The sequence below is a fragment of the Lutibaculum baratangense AMV1 genome, assembly GCF_000496075.1.
Taxonomy (GTDB): domain Bacteria; phylum Pseudomonadota; class Alphaproteobacteria; order Rhizobiales; family Tepidamorphaceae; genus Lutibaculum; species Lutibaculum baratangense.
Map to the genome: position 1 here is coordinate 1 of NZ_AWXZ01000044.1, position 23,420 is coordinate 23,420.

Consider the following 23,420-nt stretch of genomic DNA (forward strand, 5'->3'; position numbering starts at 1 on the left):
CGGCCTGGCGGCGCTCTTCCTCGGCGCGCTGGCGCTGCTGCTCCTCGGCCTGCCGACGCTCTTCCTCGGCGCGCTGGCGCTGCTGCTCCTCGGCCTGCCGACGCTCTTCCTCGGCGCGCTGGCGCTGCTGTTCCTCGACCTGGCGGCGCTGTTCGTCGGCGCGCTGGCGCTGCTGCTCCTCGGCCTGCCGACGCTCTTCCTCGGCGTGCTGGCGCTGCTGCTCCTCCACCTGGCGGCGGCGCTCCTCGGCACGGTCGCCCTGACGGTCATTCTGCCGCCCGAGCTCCTGATCGCGCTGCTGCTCGAGCATGCGCCGATGCTCCTCGTTGCGCTCACGCTGCTGGTCCTGCGCCTGCTGGCGCTGCTCCTGAACCTGGCGGCGCTGCTCCTGAGCCTGCTCACGCAGCTGCTCGCGCATGCGGCGGAGCTGGTCCCCCGGACCCTGGCCCTCGCCCTGATCGGGTCCTCCCTGCGCGAGAACGAGGGGGCGCGGTTCCTCCGCCGACGCCGGCGCCGCAAGGCCGGCCGCCAAGAGCGCGGGCACGGCGGTGCCGAGCGTCAGGATTATCTTCAGTCTCTTCATTGTCTGCTCCGTCTTCTGCCGGTGCTCCCCGGTGCCTAGCCAACGCGCAACGCCCCGGTTCGGTTTGCCGGAGTTAAGGCGGAGTGACATGAACCCAGGCTGAACCGGGTGGAGCGGCTGTCCTGCGGATCAGCCGCGCGCGAGGGCGACGTGATTGTCGAAGGCGAGATCGTGGCGTCGCGCCAGCAGCGTCTCGCCCGCCGTGAACTCGCGGATCTCGCCGAGACCGTTCGTGCCGAGGAAGCCCGACGGCGCCGTCCCGGAGACGATGCCGCAGCTGTCTTCGAAATCGCGCGCGGCGACGAGTTCGCCCCGCAGGTTCCAGACGAGAACCTTGCCGCCCCGCGGGCACGACGCGGCGACGAACTGCCCGTCTCGGCTCGTGGCCATGGCGCCGACATAGTTCATGAGGCTGTTCTGGATGTGATTGGGCGCGGCGAGCAGGCGCGGCGCTTCCTGCGGCCCGGCATAGCCGACGAGCGGCGGCCTGTCGGCCTCGGGCCCGACATACTGGCAGCCGAACCAGGATCGCCCGTCGGCGTCGAGCGAGACATGCCGGATCGACAGCTTGTGGACCTCCGGCGGCAGCGCGTGGCGCGCGATGAGGTCTCCGGAGCGCCAGTCGACGAAGGCGAGGTTCGCCTGCATGGAGTCGACGTTCAGCATCGTGCGGCCCGCGGCCGGATGGGTCTCGATGCCGCCGTTCCCGATGGCCAGCGTGCGGCCGTCCGGCATCAGGACGACCTCGTGCGGCCCGACCCCGTAGGACTCGATCTCGCCCAGGCGGGCATATCCGCCTCGGGCGTCGTAGATGCCGATCGTGCCGCGCGCGTTGTCGTAGTCGTTCTCGGTCGCGAAGAGCAGCCGGCCGTCCGGGCTGAAGTCGCCGTGGCCGTAGAAGTGTCGGCCCTCGGGCGTGTGGAAGACCGTCGGCTCCGTCTCGCGCCTCAGGTCGATGGCGCAGGCGAATGTGCCGGGCCGGCGCGCGAAGGCGATCGCTCGCCTTCCGCCGGGCGACACGCAGATGTCGTGGCCGCGGTCGGGCAGGGGAACGGTGCGGACGATGCCCTCTTCGGGGCGGAAGACGGCGACCGCGAAGCTGCCGTCCGGCTTCCGGCAGCCGCTGAGATAGAGCGGCTCGGCTCCTGCTGCCTCGGCGCGGCGGCCGAGCGCGCCGAACAGCATCAGCCCCGCGGCGCCCGCTCCCCGCAGGAAGGCGCGCCGTTCAATCGCCGTCGAGCGCATTGAACCCCGCTTTCAATCCCGCCGCCGACATGAGCTGCTCGGAGACGAGGCTCCGGGCATTGTCGAGCGAATAGAAAAGCGCCGTCAGGTCCCGCCGCCCGTCGGTGTCGACGACGGCTTCCTCGATGGGCTCGGCGATCCGGCCCGCCACGGCCCTCGCGTTCGCGATCTCGAAGCCGATCGAGCGCTCGAGCCATGACAGGTCCTTCGGCAAGATAGCCTCGATCCCGCCCGCCTGCAGCAGGGCGCCGGTCCCCCCGACCATATGGCCGACATAGCCGAGCGTCGTGCCGCTTCGCCAGAAGGGCGCGGTCTTCGGACGTGCCGTCTCGACCGACTCTCCCATCGCCGGGCGGACGATCCGCTCCGCCGCGAGCTCGAGGCCCGTCGCGGCGCTCCCGATAAGGTCCCGGACGGGCTCGCTTGGCCCGCGGTAGAGCGGGTTGTCCGCTCCAGGGGCGGAGAACTCCGACGCGAACGCACCGTCTTCCGCGAAAGCGACCTGGAGTTCCTGCGCGACCTGGTGGACGTTCTCGCCCATCGCCTGCGCATAGCGGCAACGGAAGCTCATGGGGAGCTCGGCCAGCGTCTCGGATCCGCTGCCGAACATCAGAAACTCCAGCGCGCCCAGGCCCTGCACGGCGACGCTCTTCTGCCTCAGCTCTGCCGGCAACGTCGCCGCCGGGTCCTCCTCGGCCAGAACGCCCTGCACCTGTCTCAGCGTCACGCCCCGCGGGTCGGGCCAGAAGAACACGCGAGCCTGTCGGTCGTCCTGCCGCAGCGGGTCGAGCGCCAGGAAGGACAGGCCGGCCCAGGCCTCCGCGACCTTCCGGAACGAGGCCTGCGCCGTCTGGAGCGACGCCTCGCCCGGTGTCTCGCACAGGGTCGCGACATCCGCCGAAAGAGAGGCCGTCGCCGCCTCGAAATCGGCAGCCGCCGGGCGGACATAGCCTGCGAGTGCCCGGTCGGCGAAACCCTGCAGGGCCTCGCCACCCGGCTGAGCGTGAGCCGGGGAGGCGGCCATGACGGCCATCGCGAGGGCGGCGAGCGCGAACCGCATGATCTAGAGAGACTCCAGGAACCGGATGAGGGCGGCGCGGTTGTCGGGCGTCATGGCCGCCACGGAATCACGGGTGGCCTCGGCCTCGCCGCCATGCCACAGCACGGCCTCGAGCAGGCTGCGGGCGCGCCCGTCGTGCAGGAACAGCGTGTGGCCGCTCACCGCCTGCGTCAAGCCGATGCCCCAGAGCGGCGGCGTGCGCCATTCGCGCCCCGAGGCGGCCCCTTGCGGCCGGCGGTCGGCGAGGCCGTCCCCCATGTCGTGCAGCAGCATGTCGGTGTAAGGCCAGATGAGCTGCCGGCGCAGCGCCACCGGCACCTCGTCATCGTCGCGCGTGACGTATTTGGGATGGTGGCAGCCGACGCAGCCCGTCTGGTAGAAGAGCTCCTTGCCGCGCAGGACCTCGGGGTCTTCGACGTCGCGGCGCGCCGGCACGGCCAGGTGCCGGGAATAGAAGGTCACGAGCGCCAGCAGTTCCTCCGGCACCTCGTGCCCGTCGTAGTCCTGCCCGACCGGCGCGTCGATGCAGGACGTCTGGGCTTCGGTGCAGTCGCCGTGGGGCTCCGGCACGTCCGGGTTGCCGAGCCCCATGTCGGTCACGAAGGCGAAGGCCGCCTGCTGGCGGACGGTCGGCTGGATCGCCTTCGAGCCGAAGCGCCCGAGGGCCGGCTCGCCGGTCGACACGTCGACATTCCAGTTCGGACGGCCGGATATCCCGTCTCCGTCCTCGTCGTCCGGGTCGGCGAGCGCGAGTATGTCGCCCTCGTGGACGAATTCCAGAAGGCCGAGCCCGATCATCTGCGGGGCGACCCTCGGCGAGATCATCGTGTCTGGGTGAAGCGGCCCGTAGCCCAGCTCGGCGATCTCGTAGCGCGGCACGCGCAGGCTCGCCGTCTCCCCGCCCGACAGCTGCACCGCCCGCTCGCCATACGTGACCACGACGCGCCCCTCGGCGGCGTGGCCGGCCGCCGCCAGGTCCTGAAGCTGCGAGCCGTAGGTCGGCTCCGGCACGACGAGCTCCGAGACGGTCTGGGGGAACTCGGGCTCGCCCTCCGGCGCCGGCACGCTGAGGCCCAGCACGAAGGACTCCGCGCCGGCCGCCCCATCGCGGGGCGGCTGACCGCGCCCGTCCTTCAAATGGCAGTTCTGGCAGCCCCGGGAGTTGAACAGCGGACCGAGGCCGTCGGAGGCGGTCGTGGAGGAGGGGGCGGGCGTCCACAGCTTGCGGAAGACGCCGTTCCCGACCGCAAAGTCCGACCGCCCCTCGAATGGCAGGTTCGCCGAGAACTGGGAGAAGGCATCCCGGTCGAAGCGTTCGACCGTCGTCGCGCCGCCCTGGTTCACCTCGAAGGGCTCCGCCTTCGTGAAATCCCCGGTGGAAGCGGTGACGCCCGCGATGCGCGCCCGGTCCGCCTCGCTGAGATCCGCGCGATGGGCAAGCGGACCCTCCGAGGCCGCGTAGGCGAAGAGGGTCATGGCGGTCGAGACGCCGAAGCTCAGGGCGATGAGGCGGGCGGAGGTCATGGCGGAAGACGCCTGTGGAGGGCTGGGCGCCGGAAGCGCCCGCCCAGGGTCTTTACTGGAAGACGGCGTTCGGATTGTCGAGGCTGTCGGACCCCTCGAGGTCGATCTGCTCCAGGTCGAGCGCCGCGATGGCCCGCTCCAGCGACCGGGTCTGCGCGATGAGCGCGTCGACGGCGTGCTGGACGACCTCGTTCCCCTCCTCGTTGCCCTCGCCGATCATCTGGTCATAGGCCTCGCCACCCTCGGCCCGCTCCCTGATGGCGTCCATCGCCGCCAGCGTCTCGTCGAGCTTGGCGAGAAGCTCGGCGTGGGTCTCGGGCTTTGCGGCCTCGACGAGATCCGCGGGCGCAGGCCCCTCGACCACCGAGCCGTCGGTGCGGACGTAGCGGCCGACATAGACGTTCCTGATGCCGAGGGCGTCGTAATAGTGCGAGTTGTGGGTGTTGTCGGAGAAGCAGTCGTGCTCCTCCTCGGGATCGTGCAGCATGAGCCCGAGCTTCATGCGCTCGCCGGCGAGCTCGCCATAGGAGAGCGACCCCATGCCGGTGAAGATGGCGCGAACACCGGCCTCAGGATCCTCCGTCACCGCCGCGCGCGCCTCGCCGCCCTCGGCCCACATCTCCGCCATCTCGCGGAGGTCGCTCACCAGAAGCTCCGTCGCCGCGGTCAGATACTGCGCGCGCCGGTCGCAGTTGCCGCCCGTGCAGCCGTCGCCCTGCACGTAGTCGGTATGCGGCCGGTCGCCGGCCCCGGCATCGGTGCCGTTGAGATCCTGGCCCCAGAGCAGGAACTCGACCGCGTGGTAGCCGGTCGCGACGTTCGCTTCCACGCCGCCCAGTTCCTGCAGCGTGCCCTCGAGCAGGTCCGCGTCGATCGTGGAGGCATCGACCTCCCGCCCGCCGACCTTCAGCTGCGGGTTGGCGATGACGTTCGCGGCATAGGCCTCGTTCTGGTCCGACTCGGTCCCGTAGGACGCGTCGACATAGTCGATCAGCCCCTCGTCGAGGGGCCAGGCGTTCACCTTGCCCTCCCACTCGTCGACGAGGGGATTGCCGAAGCGGTAGACCTCCGTCTGCTGATAGGGCACCCGGGCGTCGATCCACGCCTGCCTCGCCGCCGCTAGCGTTTCCTCGCTCGGGTCCGCGACCAGTGCCGCCACGGCGTCCTTCAGCGTCTCGGCCGTGGTGAGCGAATCCTCGTAGCCGGCCTGCGCGATGTCGGCATAAGTCGCGGCCACCTCATCCAGTGCCGGCTGCGCATGAGCGGCCGTCGCGACGAGCATCGCCAATCCCCCGGCGAGCACGTACCTGCCTGGTCCCGTCATCGCGGTCTCCCCGTTTTCGAAGGGTTCAAAACTACACTTTTCTCTGCAGGTATAGTTGATCCCTCATCCCCGGAGCGATTGCAAGCCTCGATCTGCAGGCGCGGGATCACCGGGAAGCGTCGGTCGCTCCACCGCCGCAAGGCCTCAGTGTCACGGGATCCGCGTCGACGATCTCGCCGAGGGGACGGCAGGCGCGGCGAGGCTCGCCGTCCCCGGGCGTGCAGAGCGTCCAGTCCCCGACCCCCGGCTCCGTGGCGCGCCGCAGCACGATCTCCGGCCGCGGCTCCTCGGGATGCCAGACATACCAGCCATCGACGAGACGGGCCTCGGGCGGCGGCTCCATGCCGGCGCCCGAGCCCTTGATGCGCGAGGTCTCGAGCACGAGGCGATCGCCTTCGACCCGCCACTCCTCCTGCCAGGGAACGCGCTCGACGGTGTGCGTCCAGGAAAGGGCGAAGCCGGCGACCGCCAGCGTGACGATCTTGCCGGCCCCGAGGACGCAGAGCGGCATCAGGCCGGCAGCGGCTCGGTTCGCGTGCGGCGGATGCGCCACCAGACCCAGCCGATGAAGGCGATGCAGGCCGCGAAGCCGATCTCGTCGGTGACGGGGAGGGCGACGATGAGGGTCGAGGCGGCGAGGAAGGCCCAGATCCGCTCCCACCAGCGCAACCTCACGCCGAAGAAGCCGATGGAGGCCGCGCCCCACAGGCCGATCGCGAGCAGCGCCTTTCCGATATTGTAGGCGACGGCGGGCCAGAAGCCGATCGCGTCGGCGAGCGGCCCGCCCGGCTGGAGCATCAGAGTGGGCGCGTAGACCGCCATGTAGGGCACGACGAAGCCGGCGATGGCGACGCGCATCGCCTGCACGCCGATCTTCATGCCGCCTTCTTTCGCGATCGGCGCGGCCGCGAAGGCGGCCAGCGCGACCGGCGGCGTGAGGTCCGCCATGATGCCGAAATAGAAGACGAACATGTGGCTCACGATCAGCGGGACGCCGAGATCGAGCAGGGCGGGGCCGGCGATCGAGGAGGTGATGATGTAGTTCGGGATCGTCGGGATCCCCATCCCGAGGATCAGGCAGGTGATCATCGTCAGGAAAAGCGAGAAAAAGAGGGAGCTCTCGCCGACGCTCACGATCACGCGGGTGAAGGTCGTGGCGGTGCCGGTCAGGGCGAGGATGCCGATGAGGACACCCACGAGAGCGCAGGCGACGCCGACGGGGAGGGCGTTCTTCGCGCCGAGCGCGAGGCTCTCGATCGTCAGCCGCAACGTCTCGCGGCCGCCGCGGTTGACGAGGTTGAACGCCATCAGCGCGACGATCAGCAGGACGACGGGGGTAATGCCGTAGGACTGGAACGTCCAGGCGGCGCCGATGCCCAGCGCGATCCAGAAGACGATGCGCAGGGGAACCGGGCCGAGGATGCCCGCGATCGGCGTGCCGAGGATCAGGAGCAGGGTGAAGGCGAGGCCGATCGTGCCGGCGAAGAGCGGCGTGTAGCCGGAGAACAGGAGATAGACGAGGGCGACGAGCGGCAGGAGGAGATACCAGCGGTCGACGAGGGCCCTCCAGGCGCTCGGCAGCTCGTCGCGCGGCAGGCCCTGCAGGCCGAGGCGGCCGGCCTCGAGATGCACCATCAGGAAGACGGTGGCGAAGTAGAGCATGGCCGGGACGATCGCCGCCCACACGACCGAGACGTACGGCACGCCGATCGTCTCGGCCATGATGAAGGCGACGGCGCCCATCACGGGCGGCATGATCTGGCCGCCCATCGAGGCGGTCGCCTCGACGCCGCCGGCGAAGGCCGGACGGAAGCCGAAGCGCTTCATCAGCGGAATCGTGAACTGGCCGGTGGTCACGACGTTCGCGACGCCCGAGCCGTTGATCGTGCCCATGAGGCCGGAGGAGACGACGGAGACCTTCGCCGGCCCGCCCTTCGTGTGCCCGACCGTTCCCATGGCGAGGTCGGTGAAGAGCTGGATCATCCCGGCCCGCTCGAGGAACGAGCCGAACAGGATGAACAGGAAGATATATGTCGACGAGACGTAGATCGGCGTTCCGAATATCCCCTCGGTGCCGAGGAACAGGATGTCGACGATCTGGTCGTAGGCATAAGGCCGGTGGATGAGTGGCGGCGGCAGGAGATGGCCGTAAAGGCCGTAGAGAACGAAGACGCCGCAGATGATCGGCAGCGCCCACCCCATCATCATGTAGCCCGCCAGGAACACGAGCCCGATCGCCACGGTGCCGAAAATGATGTCGAGCTCGGTCGGGCGGGCCTGCAGGATGATCCGGTGATAGCCCTCCCAGTGGTAGAGCCCGATGGAGAAGCCGACGATCCCGAGAATGAGGAAGGCCGCGAAGCGCGCCTTGTTATGTGGCTTCTGGTTCGCCAGGAGCCCGAACAGGAGCAGGAGCAGGAAGCCGACATGGACCGCCCGCGTGATCTGGCTCGCGATCGGCGAATAGGCGGCGGTCCACAGCTGGAACAGGGAGAACGCGATCGCCACGCCCATCAGCACGCGGGCGAAGGGCCCGGTGCCCCAGCCATACTCGTGCTGGATCGGCTCCTCGTCGGGCGGAAGGCTGCCGTTCGCGGGGGCGGACGCGCTCATGCCAGGTCTCCGGATGGATGCGTGGGACAGGGATCCAGAACGCCGTGTGAGGATCGGGAGGACATGGGCCCTCCCGATCCGGCCGGCACGTGGCGCGCGCCGCTGAGGCGCCGGCCAGTGAGAAGCGGGCTCTAGAGAGCGCCGGCTTCCTTGTAGTAGCGCTCGGCTCCGGGGTGCAGCGGAACGGGCGCGCCTTCGGCGGCCGTCTCGATGCTGATCGCGTTGGCCGCGGCGTGAGCGGCCTTCAGCTGGTCGAGATTCTCGAAGATCGCCTTCGTCATCGCATAGGCGAGGTCGTCGGAGACGTCGGAATGCGTGACCAGATAGTTGACGATTGCGACGGTCTGCACATCCTCGTCCTGGCCCTCATAGGTCCCCGCCGGGATCGGCTCCGAGACGAAAGGTGCGCCGAGCGTCTCCGCGATCTCCTGCGGCACCGCCACGACCTTGATCGGAATGGCGGACGCGAGATCGCGGATCGAGGCGACGCCGAGACCGGCCGACTGGAGCGTCGCGTCGATCTGCCGGTTCTTCATCAGTTCCACGGATTCCGCGAAGGGCAGGTACTCGACCTTGCCGAGGTCGTCGTACGACATGCCGGCGGCCTGGAAGATCTGCCGGGCGTTGAGCTCGGTGCCCGACCGGGGCGCGCCGACGGAGAGGGCCTTGCCCTTGAGATCATCGAGGCTCTCGATGCCAGACTCCGCCGAGGCGACGATCTGGACGAAGTTCGGGTAGATCGCGGCGATCACCCGCAGCTTGTCGAGCGGCTGTGCGAAACCGGCTTCCTCGTCGCCTTCGCCGGCCGCCTTGACCGAATCGCCGAGCGAGAAGGCGATCTCGCCGCGGCCGTCCTGCAGGAGGTTCAGGTTCTCGACGGATGCCTTCGTCGACTGCACGGAGGGGCGCGCGCCCTCGATGTTGTCGGCGAACACCTTCTCGAGCGCGACGCCCAGCGGATAGTAGACGCCCGCCTGGCCGCCCGTCAGGATGTTGATGAACTCCTGTGCGCCCGCCGCGGCTGGCGTAAGCGCCATGCTGGCCGCCGCGGCACCTGCCACTAGCATCCGCCTTGCACTGAATGTCACTGGCTTTCCTCCCGTTTTCTTTGGCAGCAAGAATCCGCCCCTTGGGGGCGGTCGATGGGCGGCAGTCTAGGTTGACGCCGCCGGAAATTCCAATAGCCGAAAGACCAAGCGGGAGATGAGGCGCGAAATGGCGGAAGGGCCGCGCCCTTTCGGTGCGCGGCCCCTCCGGAATGCCTTGATGACGCGATGGCCGGTCGTTCAGGCCTCGGGCTGGTCGGCCGAGCCGGCGTTGAGGAGCATGTAGCGCTCGACGCCGATCTTCTCGAGGAGCTCGAGCTGCGTCTCGAGGAAGTCGATATGACCCTCCTCGTCGGCGATCAACTCCTCGAACAGGTCCTTGGAGACGTAGTCCTTGGCTTGCTCGCACACGTCGCGGAACTTCGTGTAGGCGCGCTGCGCCTCGTACTCGCCGGCGAGATCGCCCTCGAGCACTTCCTTGATGTTCTGTCCCACACGCAGAGGGGCGATCGTCTGCAGGTTGGGGTGCCCCTCGAGGAATATGATCCGCTGCACCAGCTTGTCGGCGTGGTGCATCTCCTCGATGGATTCCGCCCGCTCCTTCGCGGCCACCTTCGCGAGGCCCCAGTCCTCCGTCAGACGGTAGTGCAGCCAGTACTGGTTGACCGCCCCCAGCTCCATCTTCAGGGCCTCGTTGAGGCAGTCGATCACTTTGGGATCGCCCTTCATGTTCCTCCTCCTGTACAGGTCGCCGGGTTGTTTCGAATTACTCTAATCTGGAGACCTAGCACAAGTTCCGGCGCGTGGGGAGGGCATGTTTCAGCCGCATGGCTCACGCGACCTTGGAAAGGCCGGGGGCGGGCCCGTCGCATGCGGGCAGGCCTTCTTCCCGATGGGTGCGCTCCACGCGCTCCACGAGAATCTGGACGACGAGAGGAAAGCAGTTGCAACACCGGCCGCGCTTCCCGAGGCGGTGATAGATGCGGCCCGGGGTGACGACGCAGTAGGGATCGGCGGCCAGCAGCCGGTCGACCACCTCCTCGATCTCTTTGCGCGTGATGACGTTGCAGTGGCAGACGATCATGGCGGCAGGCGCTTGCTGTGAGGCTGAATAAGCTGGAGTTCGTGCAGGTGGATGAGTGCATAGCACGCAAAACCTGCAAGCAACATACAGATTAATGCGGATCTGCCGCCAGTGCCACTCACCTGCGGCGATTTCCCGCGCCCCGCGGGTTGTTAGCGGCCGCGGCCGAACCAGCCGGAGAAGACACGCGAAAGCCCGCGCCGCAGGATTTCCGGCCTCTCGGGGTCGACGAGTTCGCCTTCGGCCAGGGCGGTGTCGATCAGGTCGTTCTCGCCGTTCGGCATCGGGACAAGGCACGGCGCGCCGTCCCGACGCAGCCGGTCGACGGCGCCGGCGATCGAGCCCGCGTCGCGGATCGCTGCGCGCACCTCCTCCAACCCGCAGCCCATATGCTCGGCGATGAGATCGTCGCGGATGGAAAGGATCTCCTCCCGGATCTCGGCCTCTCGCGCCGTGCCGGGACACGCTTCGATGGCCACGTCGCACTCGCTGTCGAAGCCCATCGACCTGTTGTTCAGGTTCGACGAGCCGATCCTCAGGAGGCGATCGTCGACGAACAGGATCTTCGCATGCACGTAGATCGGCGTCCCTGCGGCGTTGGTGGGGTAGTACGCCGAGAAGCGCCGGTACGGGTCCCGGGAGCGGAGATGGGAGAGAAGTCGCGTGCGGGCCGCGTCCATCGTCTTGATCTCGAGCCAGCCATCGGCTTCGGCCGGGAGCACGATGACGATCTCGGGCCCGTCGGGCTCCTGCAGGCGGTCGGCGAGCGCCTCCGCGATCCGCCGCGACGCGAGATATTGCGACTGGATGAAGAGGGTCTTCCGCGCTGCGGCGATGGCCGCGAAGGTCAGCGCGGCGACCTCGTATGCGGGCTCGGCCTCGTCGCGCTCCGGCCAGCTCCGCGCGAGCCCGATGTCGATGTCGCGGAAGGTCGGCTCGAGCTTCTCCGGCCACAGCTTCCGGTCCGACTCGAGTGGCTTGATCCAGTTGCCCGTCGCGCGCCCCCAGCGTTCCCTCGCGAGGTCGCCCAGGGCCGCAGCGGCGGGACCGTCGACCGCCACGGCGGCGTCGTGCCATGGCTTGGACAGGCCGCCCCGGGGGATGCGCCGCCGCTCGTCCTGCTCGATGTGCTCCCGGGTGTCCCACCGGCCGACGGTCATGTCGATGCCGCCGCAGAAGGCCAGGCAATCGTCGATGACGGCGACCTTCTGATGATGCGCCGCCGACGGGGGATGCTTGGCGTCCAGCCGGAAGTGGATCCGGCGGCTCGTGATCCAGTCGAGGATGAACAGCGGCGTCGTCCCGCGCGGCAGGTTCTTGAGGAAGCCGAGGTTCCATTTCAGGACGAAGATCTCGAGCCGCTTGCGGCGCCGACTGAGCCAGGTCAGGAACCGGCCGAGAGCGTTCGGCCCCTCCAGCGTCTTCTGTCCCGGCTCGAACTCTATACGCGTGTCGAAGTCCCAGCCGATCAGGAATATCGAACGCTCCGCGTTCAACATCGCGGCCTTCGCGTGCCGGAAGTACTCGGCCGCGTCGATGATCACCGCCAACTTGTCGGCCCGCTCGATGCGCCAGCACGTCTGGCCTTGAACGAGGATCTGCTCCCGCGCCCCTGCCGGCGCCGGGGTGGCTTCGCCCGCCCGCTCGTCCCGCGCGGGACGCTCTCGCGCCTGCATCTCCATGTCGCGCTCCTTGCCGAAAGGCCCGTGGTCGAGTGCCGGCCGCTCCACCGGCATCGCCTTGGGAAGACCGAGCGAGTGGCATCGGTTCCTGCCGCGACAGGCGCTCGTGCTGCGAGCGAAGCCTCCCGTCACCGTCTCCAGAAGCGAGGAACCTTTGCCGCCGCCCGACATTTCTAGCTCAACTTCTTCATGACACCCAGCTCGCACCGGTGGTGTCAGGAAGAGGGTCGCGCCAACGGCGTGATGTGGAACCACCTTCAAGAACAGGCGTTGTGATGCCGAAGGTCCGGGACCGGGCCTTTCATGTTCGAGAAGGGGGCCTTTCTTTCACCGGCACCGGGAGGGAGCCGGCTAAACGAGGAGATGGACGGATGACCAAAGAACTTCTGACCGGAAGCGCGCTGGCTCTTCTTCTTGCGGTGACCCCTGCGGCCGCCCAGACCGACAACGCGACGACGCAGGAGCCGCAGGCCCAGACCGACTCGACCGACTCCACAACCGTCACGGTTCCTGCCGAGGGCACCGCCGAGGCCGAGGGCGAGGCGATCGAGACGCAGGACACCGCCCAGGACGTCGAGACGCCGGACGCCGGCGAGATGGACGCCGCCGAGAGCGAGACGCTGACCACGGACGAGCCGGCGACGGCGGAGACGGACACGCTCGAGACCGAGCAGGACGCCGTCACGGCGACCGAGACCATGGAAGGTGACGACGCCGCCATGGACACGGCCGAGACGGAAGCGACGACCGACGCCGCCCCGATGGAGCAGGCCTCGGGCGAGATGTATATCGGCCAGCAGAGCGAGGAAGAGCTCCTCGCCAGCGACCTGATGAGCGTGAACGTTCAGAACGCCGAGGGCGAGAACCTGGGCAGCATCAAGGACGTCCTCATCACCGAGGATCGTGGCGTGCAGGCGGTCGTGATCGGCATCGGCGGCTTCCTCGGAATCGGCGAGAAGGACGTGGCCATCAATTACGACCAGGTCGAGCGCAGCCGTGACGAGAACGGCGAGCTGGTGCTCACGCTCAACGCGACCCGCGAGGAGCTGGAGAACGCACCGCAGTTCGTCTCGCTCGAGGAGCGCGAGGAGGCCGAGCGCCAGCAGGCCGAGGCCGCCCAGAACGAGAGCACGATGGGCACGGACACGATGGGCTCCGGCTCTTCGACGACGGGCACGACCGGCACCGCGCAGTAAGCGCCCGACGGACGTCCCTGACGACGAGGCGCTCGGCCGACAGGCCGGGCGCCTTTTCGTATGCGGCACCCCCGAGCGGGTGCCGCATCTCGTTGCATGGCACCGAGCCATGCCCTAGAACGGCGCCACATCTCCGAAATCGAACAGTTCTCGAGAGGAACGTGGCCCCATGGCGCGGCAGTTCATCTACCACATGCAGGGCCTGAGCAAGGCCTACTCCGGCGGCAAGAAGGTGCTCGACGGGGTCAATCTCAGCTTCTATCCGGACGCGAAGATCGGCGTCCTCGGCCCGAACGGCTCGGGCAAGTCGACCCTGCTGCGCATCATGGCGGGGACCGACAAGGAGTACACCGGCGAAGCCTGGGTGGCCGAGGGCGCGACGGTGGGGTACCTGCCCCAGGAGCCGGCGCTCGACGAAGCGAAGGACGTCCGGGGCAACGTGATGGAAGGCGTCGCCGGGAAGCAGGCGATCCTCGATCGCTATAACGAGCTCATGATGAACTACTCGGACGAGACGGCCGAGGAGGCCTCGAAGCTCCAGGACGACATCGACCGCCTCAACCTGTGGGATCTCGACAGCCAGGTGGAGCAGGCCATGGACGCCCTGCGCTGCCCAGCGCCGGACGCCGACGTGACCCGGCTGTCGGGTGGCGAACGGCGCCGCGTGGCCCTGTGCCGGCTGCTGCTCAGCCAGCCGGATCTCCTGCTTCTCGACGAGCCGACGAACCATCTCGACGCGGAGACGGTGCACTGGCTCGAGAACCACCTGCGGGAGTATCCCGGCGCCATTCTGATCGTCACCCACGATCGCTACTTCCTCGACAACGTCACCGGCTGGATCCTCGAGCTCGATCGGGGGCGCGGCGTCCCCTACGAGGGCAACTACACCGTCTATCTCGAGAAGAAGGCGAAGCGCCTCCAGCAGGAGGAGCGGGAGGACGCCGCCCGACAGCGCGCGATCGCCCGCGAGCGCGAGTGGATCTCCGCGTCGCCCAAGGCCCGTCAGACGAAGTCGAAGGCGCGAATCCAGGCCTATGACGAGCTTCTCAAGCGCAACGAGGAGCGCGTGACGAGCGGTCAGGCCCAGATCATCATTCCGCCCGGCGAGAGGCTCGGCCAGAACGTCATCAGCGCAGAGCACGTCGCGAAGGGCTTCGGCGAGCGGCTGCTCATCGACGACCTGTCGTTCTCCCTGCCGCCCGGCGGCATCGTCGGCGTCATCGGACCGAACGGCGCAGGCAAGACGACGCTGTTCCGCATGATCACCGGGCAGGACAAGCCGGACGGCGGCGAGATCAGCGTCGGCGAGACCGTTCACCTCGGCTATGTCGACCAGAACCGCGACGTGCTCGACCCCAACGCGACCGTCTGGCAGGCGATCTCCGACGGCAACGAGGTGATCCAGCTCGGCAAGCGGGAGGTGAACAGCCGCGCCTATGTCGCCGCCTTCAACTTCAAGGGCGGGGATCAGCAGCAGCCGGTCGGCTCGCTCTCCGGCGGCCAGCGCAACCGGGTCCACCTGGCGCGCGTCCTCAAGTCGGGGGCGAACGTGCTCCTGCTCGACGAGCCGACGAACGACCTCGACACCGAGACGCTTACCGCTCTCGAGGACGCGCTCGAGGACTTCGCCGGCTGCGCCGTCGTGATCAGCCATGATCGCATGTTCCTCGATCGGCTCGCGACGCACATCCTCGCCTTCGAGGGCGACAGCCACGTCGAATGGTTCGAGGGCAACTTCCAGGCCTACGAGGAGGACAAGAAGCGCCGACTGGGGCCGGATTCGCTGATGCCGAGGCGCATCAAGTACAAGCGGCTGACGCGCAACTGATGGCTGCACCGCGAAACGGGGACGCCGCGGCCAGCGCGGCCGTCCTCTTCGTCTGTCTGGGGAATATCTGCCGTTCGCCGTTGGCCGAGGCGGCATTCAGGCTCGAGGCGGCGCGGCTCGGTCTCGATGTCGATGTCGAGTCCGCGGGCACGGGCGACTACCATGTCGGCGAGCCGCCGGACCGGAGGGCTCAGGCGGTCGCGCGGCGCAACGGTGTCGACATCAGCACATATGCGGCTCGGCAGGTGACGGAGGAGGACTTTCGCCGCTTCACCCACGTCGTGGCTCTCGACCTGCAGAACCTCGAGGCATTGCGGCTGCGCCGCCCGGGCGACGCCACCGCTGAGCTGAGCCTGCTCCTCGACCACGTCGAGGGACGGGCGGGAGAGGCCGTGGCCGACCCCTATTTCGGCGACGCGTCGGGCTTCGACACCACATGGGCCGACGTGACGGCAGGCGCGCGCGCACTCGCGCGCCGTATCGCGGAGGAACGATGACCGACCTCGCCGCGGCCGGGGCGGCGCTGCTCGGCGGAAGCGTGAGGCTCTCGCATCCGCTCGGCGGCGGCGACCTCTCCGAGCTCGTCCTGATCACGCTCGACGACTGCCGGGAGGCGGTGGTAAAGGGCGGCCCGGCCCCGCGGACCGAGGCCGCCATGCTTCAGGCGATCGCGGCCGCCGGGGCGCCGGCTCCGGCCGTGCTCGCGGTGAGTGACGAGGTTCTCGTCCTCGAGCGGCTGCGCGAGAACGGGACGCTCGGCCGGGCCGGGGCAAGCCTGGGCGGGGCCCTGCGCACGCTGCACGCCACGGTCGGCCGGCGCTATGGCTGGGACCGCGACTATGCCTTCGGACGCGTGGCGATCGAGAACGGTGAGTCGGACGACTGGCCCGTCTTCTGGGCCGAGCGGCGCTTGCTCGCCCATGTCGACCATCTCCCCCCGGACCTCACCCGGCGCGTCAACCGGCTGGCGGCGACGTTGCCCGACCGGCTCCCCCATAGTCCGCCCGCGTCCCTGCTCCACGGCGATCTGTGGAGCGGGAACGTCGTCGCCTCAGGTGACGCGGTGACGGGCTTGATCGATCCCGCCTGCTATCACGGGCACGCCGAGGTCGACCTCGCGATGCTGACCCTGTTCGGCAACCCGGGACGCGCCTTCTTCGAGGCCTACGGCCCTCTCGAGCCAGGCCACGGGGAGCGCCGCCCGATCTACCAGCTCTGGCCCGCCCTCGTTCATTTCAGGCTCTTCGGCGCCGGGTATCGCCGGATGGCGGAAGGATTGCTGGAGGCGGCCGGCGCCTGAGCCCTTAGGCCGCAGGGCGTTCGAGCGTCCGTGTCTTCAATTCGTCATCCGCCGACCGTACCGCTGATCCGCGGACCATTCGGGTCAGTGCATCGGGGATCCTCATGCAAGACGCCATCGGCGAGCTCAGACGGCCCGAGGAACTGCTGGACGAGGTGACGGTGCTGCGCTCCGGCGTGGCGGAGGAGGGCAGGCGGATCTTCGAGGCGTGGCGGCCCGGCATCGTCCGCCGGAGCTTCCAGGTCAGCGCCCTGAACTTCGCCCACTATCTCGCGCTGCGTCGGCGAGATCTCCGGGGCCTGCAATCTCAGCTGATGGTCTACGGCCTCTCGTCCCTCGGACGGCTGGAGGGCAGGGTGCTCGCCAACCTCGATGCGGTCGGCGGCGCACTTCGCGCCATGGCGGGCGAGGCGCCAGCCCACTACCCGCGGCCACACGCCTTCTTCCGCGGGCAGCGCCTCCTGGCGAGCCATGCCGAGGCACTTCTCGGTCCGCAGGCTCGCCCGGGGCGGGACGTCCGCATCATGGTGACGCTGCCGAGCGAGGCGGCGGACGAGCCGCACCTTCTTCTGGCGCTTGCGCGTGCGGGTGCCGAGGCGGTCCGCATCAACTGCGCGCACGATGATGCCGAGCGGTGGGAGCGCATGGTCGCCGGAATCAGGCACGCGGAGGTGGCGGTCGGCCGGCGCATGCGGATCCTCATGGACCTCGGGGGGCCGAAGTGCCGCACGGCGGAGGTGCGCCATCCGCCGGACCGCGGGCGCATCGCCGAGGGGGACGTGGTCCTGCTCGTGCGCGACGGCGCTTTCGTTCCACTGGAGCAGGCCCCGTTCCAGGCGGCATGCGGCCTTCCCGGTGTGGTCGATCGCCTGAGAAGCGGTGATCCCGTGTTCGTCGACGACGGCAAGCTCGGCGGGGTCGTCGAGGCCGTGTCGGCGGAGGGTGCCCGCATCCGCGTCACGCGTGCGACGGCGAAGGGCCGGAAGCTCAAGCCCGACCAGGGTCTGAACTTTCCCGCCACGGATCTCGGCGTCGTCGCCCTCACGGACCGGGATCGGGCGGATCTCGATTTCGTTGCCGGACATGCCGACGTCGTCGGTTACTCCTTCGTCCAGAGCGCGGACGACGTGCGTGTGCTCCAGCGCGAGCTCGCCGTCCGGCGGCCAAACGACTGGAATCGGATCGGCGTGATCGCGAAGATCGAGACGCCGCACGCGGTGAGGAACCTGCCGGAGATCATCGTGGCGGCCGCCTCCTGCCAGCCGTTCGGCGTGATGATCGCCCGCGGCGATCTGGCCGTCGAACTGGGCTTCGAGCGCCTGGCGGAGATGCAGGAGGAGATGATGTGGCTCTGCGAGGCGGCGCACGTGCCGGTCGTCTGGGCGACGCAGGTGCTGGAAAGCCTCGTGAAGAAGGGGCTGCCGACTCGCGGCGACATGACGGACGCGGCCATGTCCGCCCGAGCCGAATGCGTCATGCTCAACAAGGGGCCAAATGTCGTCGAGGCCGTGAACATGCTCGACCGGCTCCTCGTGCGGATGGCCGAGCATCAGACGAAGAAGACGCCGCGCCTCAGGGCTCTCACAAGCTGGTGAAGCGGTTGCCGGATCCACTGGCCGGCGGCTGTCGGGGCGCGCGCCGGGGGAGCGCCCGTTGGCCGGCGCGGGGGCGCGAACTCGCGCCCGTCCCGGTTGCGTGTTTCGGATCGCCTCCAGGCGGCGAGCGCGGCATGATCATACCAAGGTCCCATGGCGAGATGATGGGGCCGCGGTTTCGGCACGTGGCGTCAGCAGAATTTGTTGCCACTGACAGGACCTGTCAGGAGCGATGGGATATGCTGCCGTCTCAACGGATGGGGATGAGCCATGCGCCGCGCAGACCGCCTTTTCGCGATCATTCAGATGCTGCGCCGGGAGAAGCTCTTCCGGGCCAGGGAACTGGCCGAGAAGCTCGAGGTATCCGAGCGCACGATCTACCGCGACATGCAGGATCTCGTGGCCTCGGGGGTGCCGATCGAGGGTGAAGCCGGTGTCGGCTACGTACTGCGCGGCGGCTATGACCTACCGACCCTCATGTTCACGCCGGAGGAGATCGAGGCGCTCGTTCTGGGCGCGCGCATCGTCAGGTCGTGGGCCGACTGCGCTCTGGCCGACGCGGCGGCGGACGCGCTGGCGAAAGTAGAGGCCGTGCTTCCCGCCGAGCTCCGCGAATACATGAACGAGATCGCGCTGTTCGCGCCCGACAACCATTTCAGCGAGCCCGTCTGCGTCGACATCGCGGAGCTTCGGGGGGCGATCAAGCGGCGCTTCAAGATCGCCTTCAGCTACTGCAACAAGGAGGGGAGGTCGTCGGCGCGCATCGTGCGGCCGCTGCTCATCTCGTTCTTCGGCCCGGTCTGGACGATGTCCGGCTGGTGCGAGCTGAGGAAGGACTTCCGCACCTTCAGGCTCGACCGGATCATCGATCTCGTGGTCCTCGATCAGCGCTTCCGGCCCGAGCCCGGGAAGACACTGCACGATTTCCTGAAGGCCGACGGGCATTCGGCGGCCGCGATGGCCGCCGAATACGCGCGTCAGTGAGTTAGCGCTCCCGCCGAAGCTCGGCGGGCGGACTACATCTGCTCCTTCTGGGCGGCGCTGTCCGGCCGCGCCTTGCCGAGCGCCGGCTCCTGGCCCATCGGCTCGGCCTTCGCCTGGGAGAACTTCGCCTTCCCGTCGAGCGACGGCCCCGACGTCCAGCGGCCTTCCGGAGCCGGCTTGTCGAGCGAGGTGTTGAGGAAGACGTAGGAGTGCTTCGTCGCCTCGTGGCTCTCCGGCACGGAGTTGGGGATGGGCAGCGCCGCCTCGAGGCCGCCGAGCTCCTCGATGACCGCAAGCCACTGCTGCTGGTGCATCGTGTCGCGGGCGATCAGGAAGGACAGCATGTCCTTCATGCCGGGATCGTCGGTCATGTTGTAGAGGCGCTCGGCGAGCACCCGTCCGCCGGCTTCGGCGGTCGCGTTCGCCAGCATGTCGGCGCCGATATTGCCGGTCGCGTAGATGTGGCTCATGTCGAACGGCACGCCGTTCGAGTTGACCGGCATGGCCGACAGCCCCGAGGACAGGATGTGGCGCGGGTTCATGCCGCCCAGGATCGCGTTCACGACCGGATCCTTCGCCGCTTCCTCCTGCATGGAGGTCGGCGCCTTCTCGAGGTTCAGCGCCACCGCGTGGCCGAGGAACTCGATGTGCGAAAGCTCTTCCGTGGCCGTCGCGATCAGCAGGTCGCGGTACTTCACGGGCCCTCGCGCACCCATTGCCTGGAAGAAGTACTGCATGGCGACGCGGATCTCGCCCTCGACACCGCCGATCGCCTGCTGGAGCATCTTGGCGAAGAGTGGGTTCGGCTTTTCCACGCGCACTTCGTACTGGAGCTTGGATGAGTGGTAGAACATCTGGAGGTCCGTTCCTGCGGTTGCGTTTTGGACGGATCCTCAACAATAAAAGTCAGGTTTTCGTTTCTGGTCGGCTCCGGCAGTACGAGAACGTACAGCTCCTCACCTTCTCTCGCGGTCGGGCCGCAGCCACGCGAAGCCGTAGGGCCCCAGTTCCAACCTGTCTCCCGGCCTGAGCCCGTTGCCGGCGGAGTTGGCCGCCTCGAGGTGGTGCGCGTAGCAGACATCTTCCGAGTCGGGCGAGGCAGGAATCTCGATCTCCACGGCCTCCGAGGCGAAGTTGTGGAATGTCAGCATCTCGTTGCCGCGCCACGAAACCCGCAGCCCGAGGACCCGGCTGTCGATCTCGATCACGCTCCATTGGCCCCAGCCGATCTCCGGCGCCGATCGCCGCGCGGTGATGAGCCGGCGAATGAAGTTCATCAGCGAGTCCTGGTCCTCGGCCTGCGCCCGGACGTTGACCTTGTCGAAGGCGCCCGGCCCCGCCGTCAGGACGGGCCGCACCAGATCCTCCGGGTTTGCGTCGGAGAAGCCTCCGTTCGGCCGCTCCGACCACTGCAGCGGCGTGCGCACCGAATCGCGTTCGTCGAGGCTCAGGTCCTCCGCCATGCCGATCTCCTCGCCGTACCAGAGCACGGGCGTGCCGGGCAGCGCGAACATCAGCGCGTAGGCGAGCTTGAGGCGCCGCTGGTCGTTCGCGAGCATCGGCGCGAGCCGCCGCCTGATCCCGCGGTCATAGACGATCATGCCGGGATCCGGAGCCATCGCATCGTAGACCTCCTGCCGCTCGTGCGAGGACAGTCGCCCGAGGTCCAGCTCGTCGTGGTTCCTGAGGAAGCTGCCCCACTGCCCCTCGACCGGCAGGTCGGGCATGATGTCCATGATCCGGCGGATGGGCTCGGCGTCGTGTCGGACGAAGGCGAGGAACATGTACTGGTTCAACATGAAGTTGAACACCATGTGCATCCTGTTTCCCTCGACGCCGAAATAGTCCGTGATCTCCTTCATCGAGACGTTGGCCTCGGCGAGGAGAACGGACTCGGCCTTCCGCCACGACATGAAGCGTCTGATGTCCGAGAGGTAGTCCTCCGGCGCACGGTCCGGCGGGTTCTCGAGGCCCAGATACTCGATCACGAAGGGAACGGCATCGAGCCGGAAGCCCGAGACGCCGAGCTGCAGCCAGAAGCCCATGATCTTGTCGATCTCCTCGCGCACCTCCGGGTTCGCGATGTTCAGGTCGGCCTGATGGTCGTAGAACCGGTGCAGGTACCACGCCTTCGCCTTGCGATCGTAGTCCCAGATCGCGTCCTGCACGCCCGGAAAGATGACGCCCTCGTGGATGTTCTCGGGCTTCTCTTTCGACCACACGTACCAATCGCGGTAGGGGGAGTTCGGGTCGCTTCGCGCGCTCTGGAACCAGGGGTGGTCGGTCGAGGTGTGGTTGATCACGAGGTCGACGAGGACCCGCAATCCCCGGTCGGCGGCCGCGCGGGTGAAGGCGACGAAGTCTCCGAGCGTTCCGAGGCGCGGGTCGACGCCGTAGAAGTCGGTGATGTCGTAGCCGTTGTCGCGGTTGGGCGTGGGATAGAAGGGCAGGAGCCAGATGCAGGTGGCGCCCAGGCGCTCGATGTGGTCGAGCCGGTCGGCGAGACCCCGGAAGTCGCCGCACCCGTCGCCGTTGCCGTCCATGAAGGTCTCGACGTCGAGGCAGTAGATGACGGCGTTCTTGTACCAGAGGTCGAGCATCTGAGCTCCTTTCGAACGGCTCTAGGGCCTGATGTGCCGATGTGCGGGCAGGGCCACGATCAGCCCCTCATGCCCTTCGAGCTCGAGGGTCTTGCCGACTTCCTCGCCCTGGCGCTCCGCGCGGCAGGAGAGGAGGATCCGGCCGCCGCGATCGGCAGGGGCGGGATCGAAGATATGCGGCTCCGCCTCGAGGTTCAGGACGACCAGGAACCTCTCGCCACCGAGCACCCGCCTGTAGGCGATCAGCCCGCCTTCCGCCTCGACGGCCTCGTAGTCCCCCTGAGAGAGGGCCTCGTGCGACCGTCTCATGTCGATCAGCCGGCGATAGAGCGACAGGATGGAGTGGGGGTCCTCCCTCATCGTCTCGACGGTCCGGGAGGGTTCCCGCCGATCGACGGGCAGCCACGGCTTGCCGGTGGTGAAGCCGAAAGTCTCCCCCGGTTCCCACTGCATGGGGGTTCTCATCGGGTCGCGGCCGAAGCCGAGGCCCGGCTCGTTCTTCTCCCACGGGTCCTGCACCTCGTGCTCGGCGATCGGAACGTCCGGCAGGCCGATCTCGTCTCCGTAATAGAGGGTGGGTGTGCCCCGGAGCGTGAGAAGCAGCATGGCCGCGACGCGCGCCTGGTCCGGCCCGACACGGCCCGCGATGCGCTGACGGTCGTGATTGCCGAGCACCCAGTTCGGCCAACCGCCGTCGGGCAGCGCAGCCTCGTACTCACGGACGAGCCCATCGATATGCCGCGCGTCCCAGGCAGCCTGCAGGAGCTGGAAGTTGAACGGCAGGTGCGCGCCCCGCAAATCCTCGCCGTAATACGCCATCAGCCGTTCGATCGGCAGGTAGATCTCGCCGATCAGGACGCGATCCTCATACTCCTCGAGAACGGAGCGCATCTCCGCGACGACATCGTGCACCTCCGGCTGGTCGCAGGAATGGACCTGAAGAAGGCGAGCGATATCCGGCTGTCCCTCCTCGTATGCCGGGTTCGGAGGGTTGTCCCTGAAGTTCGCGTCCTTGATGAGGTGCCAGATAACGTCGACCCGGAAGCCGTCGACGCCCTTGTCGAGCCAGAACCTCAACGTGTCATACATGGCCGCCCGAACCTCGGGATTGCGCCAGTTGAGGTCGGGCTGGTCCTTGAGGAAGGCGTGATGGTAGTACTGGCCGGTCGCCTCGTCGAAGGTCCAGGCGGGCCCGCCGAAATTCGAGATCCAGTTGTTCGGAGGCCCGCCGTCGGGGGCGGGATCGCGCCAGATGTACCAGTCGCGCTTCGCGTTCTCGCGTGACGACCGGCTCTCGCGAAACCACGCGTGCTGGTCGGACGTGTGGTTGGGCACGAAATCGAGGATCAGCTTCAGGCCGGATGCGCGAGCGTCCCCGATCAGCGCGTCGAAGTCCGCCATCGAGCCGAAGATCGGGTCTACGCCGCAATAGTCGGCGACGTCGTAGCCAAAATCCGCCATCGGAGAGGGGAAGATCGGTGACAGCCAGATCGCATCGACGCCCAGCCAATCGAGATAGGGCAGACGCCGGCGGATACCCTGAAGGTCGCCGATGCCGTCGCCGTTCGAATCCTGAAAGGAGCGGGGGTAGATCTGGTAGATCGTGCCGCTCTTCCACCACACTGCGCCGCTCATCGCGTGCCCCTCGTCGCGTTCCCGTCGGGCTCCTGACGGAAAACCGCCGTCGCGGCCTTCGGTTCGGGCAAACCGCCCAGATTCGGCACGATAGCGCTCACCCCGTTGTGAGGGGCCTCCG

At 68.2% G+C, this 23,420-nt stretch carries 20 protein-coding genes; 7 read left to right on the forward strand and 13 right to left on the reverse strand.

The window, feature by feature from the left end; all coding sequences use genetic code 11:
- A partial coding sequence (locus tag N177_RS21800; RefSeq protein WP_051402501.1) for a hypothetical protein occupies positions 1-622 on the forward strand: 622 nt, incomplete at its 5' end.
- 90 nt (positions 623-712) lie between these two features.
- Here the strand turns inward: N177_RS21800 and N177_RS19895 are convergent.
- The 10 genes from N177_RS19895 to N177_RS19940 all read right to left on the reverse strand — a co-directional run bounded on the left by N177_RS19895 (position 713) and on the right by N177_RS19940 (position 12,332).
- On the reverse strand, positions 713-1,828 hold the full coding sequence (locus N177_RS19895; protein ID WP_023434232.1) for a DUF1513 domain-containing protein: 1,116 nt from the start codon (positions 1,826-1,828) through the stop codon (positions 713-715).
- A complete protein-coding gene (locus N177_RS19900; RefSeq protein WP_023434233.1) occupies positions 1,809-2,888 on the reverse strand; it encodes an imelysin family protein in 1,080 nt (359 codons plus the stop codon). Before N177_RS19900 ends, N177_RS19895 begins: the two co-directional genes overlap by 20 nt.
- Before the next feature lie 3 nt (positions 2,889-2,891).
- Positions 2,892-4,412 (reverse strand): di-heme oxidoreductase family protein, encoded by a 1,521-nt coding sequence (locus N177_RS19905; protein WP_023434234.1) that lies wholly within the window; start codon positions 4,410-4,412, stop codon positions 2,892-2,894.
- A 52-nt stretch (positions 4,413-4,464) separates the two neighbouring features.
- Positions 4,465-5,736: an imelysin family protein gene (locus N177_RS19910; RefSeq protein ID WP_023434235.1), complete on the reverse strand. Its 1,272-nt coding sequence runs from the start codon at positions 5,734-5,736 to the stop codon at positions 4,465-4,467.
- Between the two features lie 106 nt (positions 5,737-5,842).
- The gene (locus N177_RS19915; RefSeq protein ID WP_023434236.1) at positions 5,843-6,247 is read right to left on the reverse strand and encodes a DUF1850 domain-containing protein; all 405 of its coding nucleotides are present in this window, start codon (positions 6,245-6,247) and stop codon (positions 5,843-5,845) included.
- Positions 6,247-8,349 carry a TRAP transporter permease gene (locus N177_RS19920; RefSeq protein WP_023434237.1) on the reverse strand — a complete coding sequence of 701 codons (2,103 nt, stop codon included), beginning with the start codon at positions 8,347-8,349 and terminating at the stop codon, positions 6,247-6,249. Before N177_RS19920 ends, N177_RS19915 begins: the two co-directional genes overlap by 1 nt.
- Before the next feature lie 131 nt (positions 8,350-8,480).
- The gene (locus N177_RS19925; RefSeq protein WP_040486312.1) at positions 8,481-9,416 is read right to left on the reverse strand and encodes a TAXI family TRAP transporter solute-binding subunit; all 936 of its coding nucleotides are present in this window, start codon (positions 9,414-9,416) and stop codon (positions 8,481-8,483) included.
- 219 nt (positions 9,417-9,635) lie between these two features.
- Positions 9,636-10,124: a bacterioferritin gene (bfr, locus tag N177_RS19930; protein ID WP_023434240.1), complete on the reverse strand. Its 489-nt coding sequence runs from the start codon at positions 10,122-10,124 to the stop codon at positions 9,636-9,638.
- 103 nt (positions 10,125-10,227) lie between these two features.
- On the reverse strand, positions 10,228-10,479 hold the full coding sequence (locus N177_RS19935) for a (2Fe-2S)-binding protein (RefSeq protein WP_023434241.1): 252 nt from the start codon (positions 10,477-10,479) through the stop codon (positions 10,228-10,230).
- 152 nt (positions 10,480-10,631) lie between these two features.
- Positions 10,632-12,332, reverse strand: coding sequence for a phospholipase D-like domain-containing protein (locus N177_RS19940; RefSeq protein ID WP_244444326.1), 1,701 nt, complete (start codon positions 12,330-12,332; stop codon positions 10,632-10,634).
- A 200-nt stretch (positions 12,333-12,532) separates the two neighbouring features.
- Here N177_RS19940 and N177_RS20830 point away from each other — a divergent pair, with 200 nt between their 5' ends.
- The 6 genes from N177_RS20830 to N177_RS19970 all read left to right on the forward strand — a co-directional run bounded on the left by N177_RS20830 (position 12,533) and on the right by N177_RS19970 (position 19,064).
- Positions 12,533-13,357, forward strand: a complete 825-nt coding sequence (locus N177_RS20830; protein ID WP_023434244.1) for a PRC-barrel domain-containing protein — start codon at positions 12,533-12,535, stop codon at positions 13,355-13,357.
- A gap of 169 nt (positions 13,358-13,526) precedes the next feature.
- Complete coding sequence (ettA, locus tag N177_RS19950) at positions 13,527-15,185, forward strand: energy-dependent translational throttle protein EttA (RefSeq protein ID WP_023434245.1); 1,659 nt, start codon at positions 13,527-13,529, stop codon at positions 15,183-15,185.
- Positions 15,185-15,682 carry a low molecular weight protein-tyrosine-phosphatase gene (locus N177_RS19955; RefSeq protein WP_023434246.1) on the forward strand — a complete coding sequence of 166 codons (498 nt, stop codon included), beginning with the start codon at positions 15,185-15,187 and terminating at the stop codon, positions 15,680-15,682. The genes ettA and N177_RS19955 overlap by 1 nt, the downstream gene beginning before the upstream one ends.
- Positions 15,679-16,485: a fructosamine kinase family protein gene (locus N177_RS19960; protein ID WP_023434247.1), complete on the forward strand. Its 807-nt coding sequence runs from the start codon at positions 15,679-15,681 to the stop codon at positions 16,483-16,485. The genes N177_RS19955 and N177_RS19960 overlap by 4 nt, the downstream gene beginning before the upstream one ends.
- 104 nt (positions 16,486-16,589) lie before the next feature.
- Positions 16,590-18,080 (forward strand): pyruvate kinase, encoded by a 1,491-nt coding sequence (locus N177_RS19965; protein WP_023434248.1) that lies wholly within the window; start codon positions 16,590-16,592, stop codon positions 18,078-18,080.
- Between the two features lie 270 nt (positions 18,081-18,350).
- The gene (locus tag N177_RS19970; RefSeq protein ID WP_023434249.1) at positions 18,351-19,064 is read left to right on the forward strand and encodes a helix-turn-helix transcriptional regulator; all 714 of its coding nucleotides are present in this window, start codon (positions 18,351-18,353) and stop codon (positions 19,062-19,064) included.
- Positions 19,065-19,096: 32 nt separating this feature from the next.
- Here N177_RS19970 and N177_RS19975 read toward each other — a convergent pair whose 3' ends face one another.
- From N177_RS19975 to N177_RS19985, 3 genes are all read right to left on the reverse strand, one after another.
- Positions 19,097-19,918 carry a manganese catalase family protein gene (locus tag N177_RS19975; RefSeq protein ID WP_023434250.1) on the reverse strand — a complete coding sequence of 274 codons (822 nt, stop codon included), beginning with the start codon at positions 19,916-19,918 and terminating at the stop codon, positions 19,097-19,099.
- A gap of 102 nt (positions 19,919-20,020) precedes the next feature.
- Positions 20,021-21,664 (reverse strand): alpha-amylase family protein, encoded by a 1,644-nt coding sequence (locus tag N177_RS19980; RefSeq protein WP_023434251.1) that lies wholly within the window; start codon positions 21,662-21,664, stop codon positions 20,021-20,023.
- 21 nt (positions 21,665-21,685) lie between these two features.
- Positions 21,686-23,299 carry an alpha-amylase family glycosyl hydrolase gene (locus N177_RS19985; protein WP_040486313.1) on the reverse strand — a complete coding sequence of 538 codons (1,614 nt, stop codon included), beginning with the start codon at positions 23,297-23,299 and terminating at the stop codon, positions 21,686-21,688.
- Between the last annotated feature and the right edge of the window lie 121 nt (positions 23,300-23,420).

Excerpts from the sequence above, each read along its gene's own strand:
- N177_RS19895 (WP_023434232.1), bottom strand. The coding sequence starts at position 1,828 with ATGCGCTCGACGGCGATTGAACGGCGCGCCTTCCTGCGGGGAGCGGGC.
- N177_RS19900 (WP_023434233.1), bottom strand. The coding sequence starts at position 2,888 with ATGCGGTTCGCGCTCGCCGCCCTCGCGATGGCCGTCATGGCCGCCTCC.
- N177_RS19905 (WP_023434234.1), bottom strand. The coding sequence starts at position 4,412 with ATGACCTCCGCCCGCCTCATCGCCCTGAGCTTCGGCGTCTCGACCGCC.
- N177_RS19910 (WP_023434235.1), bottom strand. The coding sequence starts at position 5,736 with ATGACGGGACCAGGCAGGTACGTGCTCGCCGGGGGATTGGCGATGCTC.
- N177_RS19915 (WP_023434236.1), bottom strand. The coding sequence starts at position 6,247 with ATGCCGCTCTGCGTCCTCGGGGCCGGCAAGATCGTCACGCTGGCGGTC.
- N177_RS19920 (WP_023434237.1), bottom strand. The coding sequence starts at position 8,349 with ATGAGCGCGTCCGCCCCCGCGAACGGCAGCCTTCCGCCCGACGAGGAG.
- N177_RS19925 (WP_040486312.1), bottom strand. The coding sequence starts at position 9,416 with ATGCTAGTGGCAGGTGCCGCGGCGGCCAGCATGGCGCTTACGCCAGCC.
- bfr (WP_023434240.1), bottom strand. The coding sequence starts at position 10,124 with ATGAAGGGCGATCCCAAAGTGATCGACTGCCTCAACGAGGCCCTGAAG.
- N177_RS19935 (WP_023434241.1), bottom strand. The coding sequence starts at position 10,479 with ATGATCGTCTGCCACTGCAACGTCATCACGCGCAAAGAGATCGAGGAG.
- N177_RS19940 (WP_244444326.1), bottom strand. The coding sequence starts at position 12,332 with ATGTCGGGCGGCGGCAAAGGTTCCTCGCTTCTGGAGACGGTGACGGGA.
- N177_RS20830 (WP_023434244.1), top strand. The coding sequence starts at position 12,533 with ATGACCAAAGAACTTCTGACCGGAAGCGCGCTGGCTCTTCTTCTTGCG.
- ettA (WP_023434245.1), top strand. The coding sequence starts at position 13,527 with ATGGCGCGGCAGTTCATCTACCACATGCAGGGCCTGAGCAAGGCCTAC.
- N177_RS19955 (WP_023434246.1), top strand. The coding sequence starts at position 15,185 with ATGGCTGCACCGCGAAACGGGGACGCCGCGGCCAGCGCGGCCGTCCTC.
- N177_RS19960 (WP_023434247.1), top strand. The coding sequence starts at position 15,679 with ATGACCGACCTCGCCGCGGCCGGGGCGGCGCTGCTCGGCGGAAGCGTG.
- N177_RS19965 (WP_023434248.1), top strand. The coding sequence starts at position 16,590 with ATGCAAGACGCCATCGGCGAGCTCAGACGGCCCGAGGAACTGCTGGAC.
- N177_RS19970 (WP_023434249.1), top strand. The coding sequence starts at position 18,351 with ATGCGCCGCGCAGACCGCCTTTTCGCGATCATTCAGATGCTGCGCCGG.
- N177_RS19975 (WP_023434250.1), bottom strand. The coding sequence starts at position 19,918 with ATGTTCTACCACTCATCCAAGCTCCAGTACGAAGTGCGCGTGGAAAAG.
- N177_RS19980 (WP_023434251.1), bottom strand. The coding sequence starts at position 21,664 with ATGCTCGACCTCTGGTACAAGAACGCCGTCATCTACTGCCTCGACGTC.
- N177_RS19985 (WP_040486313.1), bottom strand. The coding sequence starts at position 23,299 with ATGAGCGGCGCAGTGTGGTGGAAGAGCGGCACGATCTACCAGATCTAC.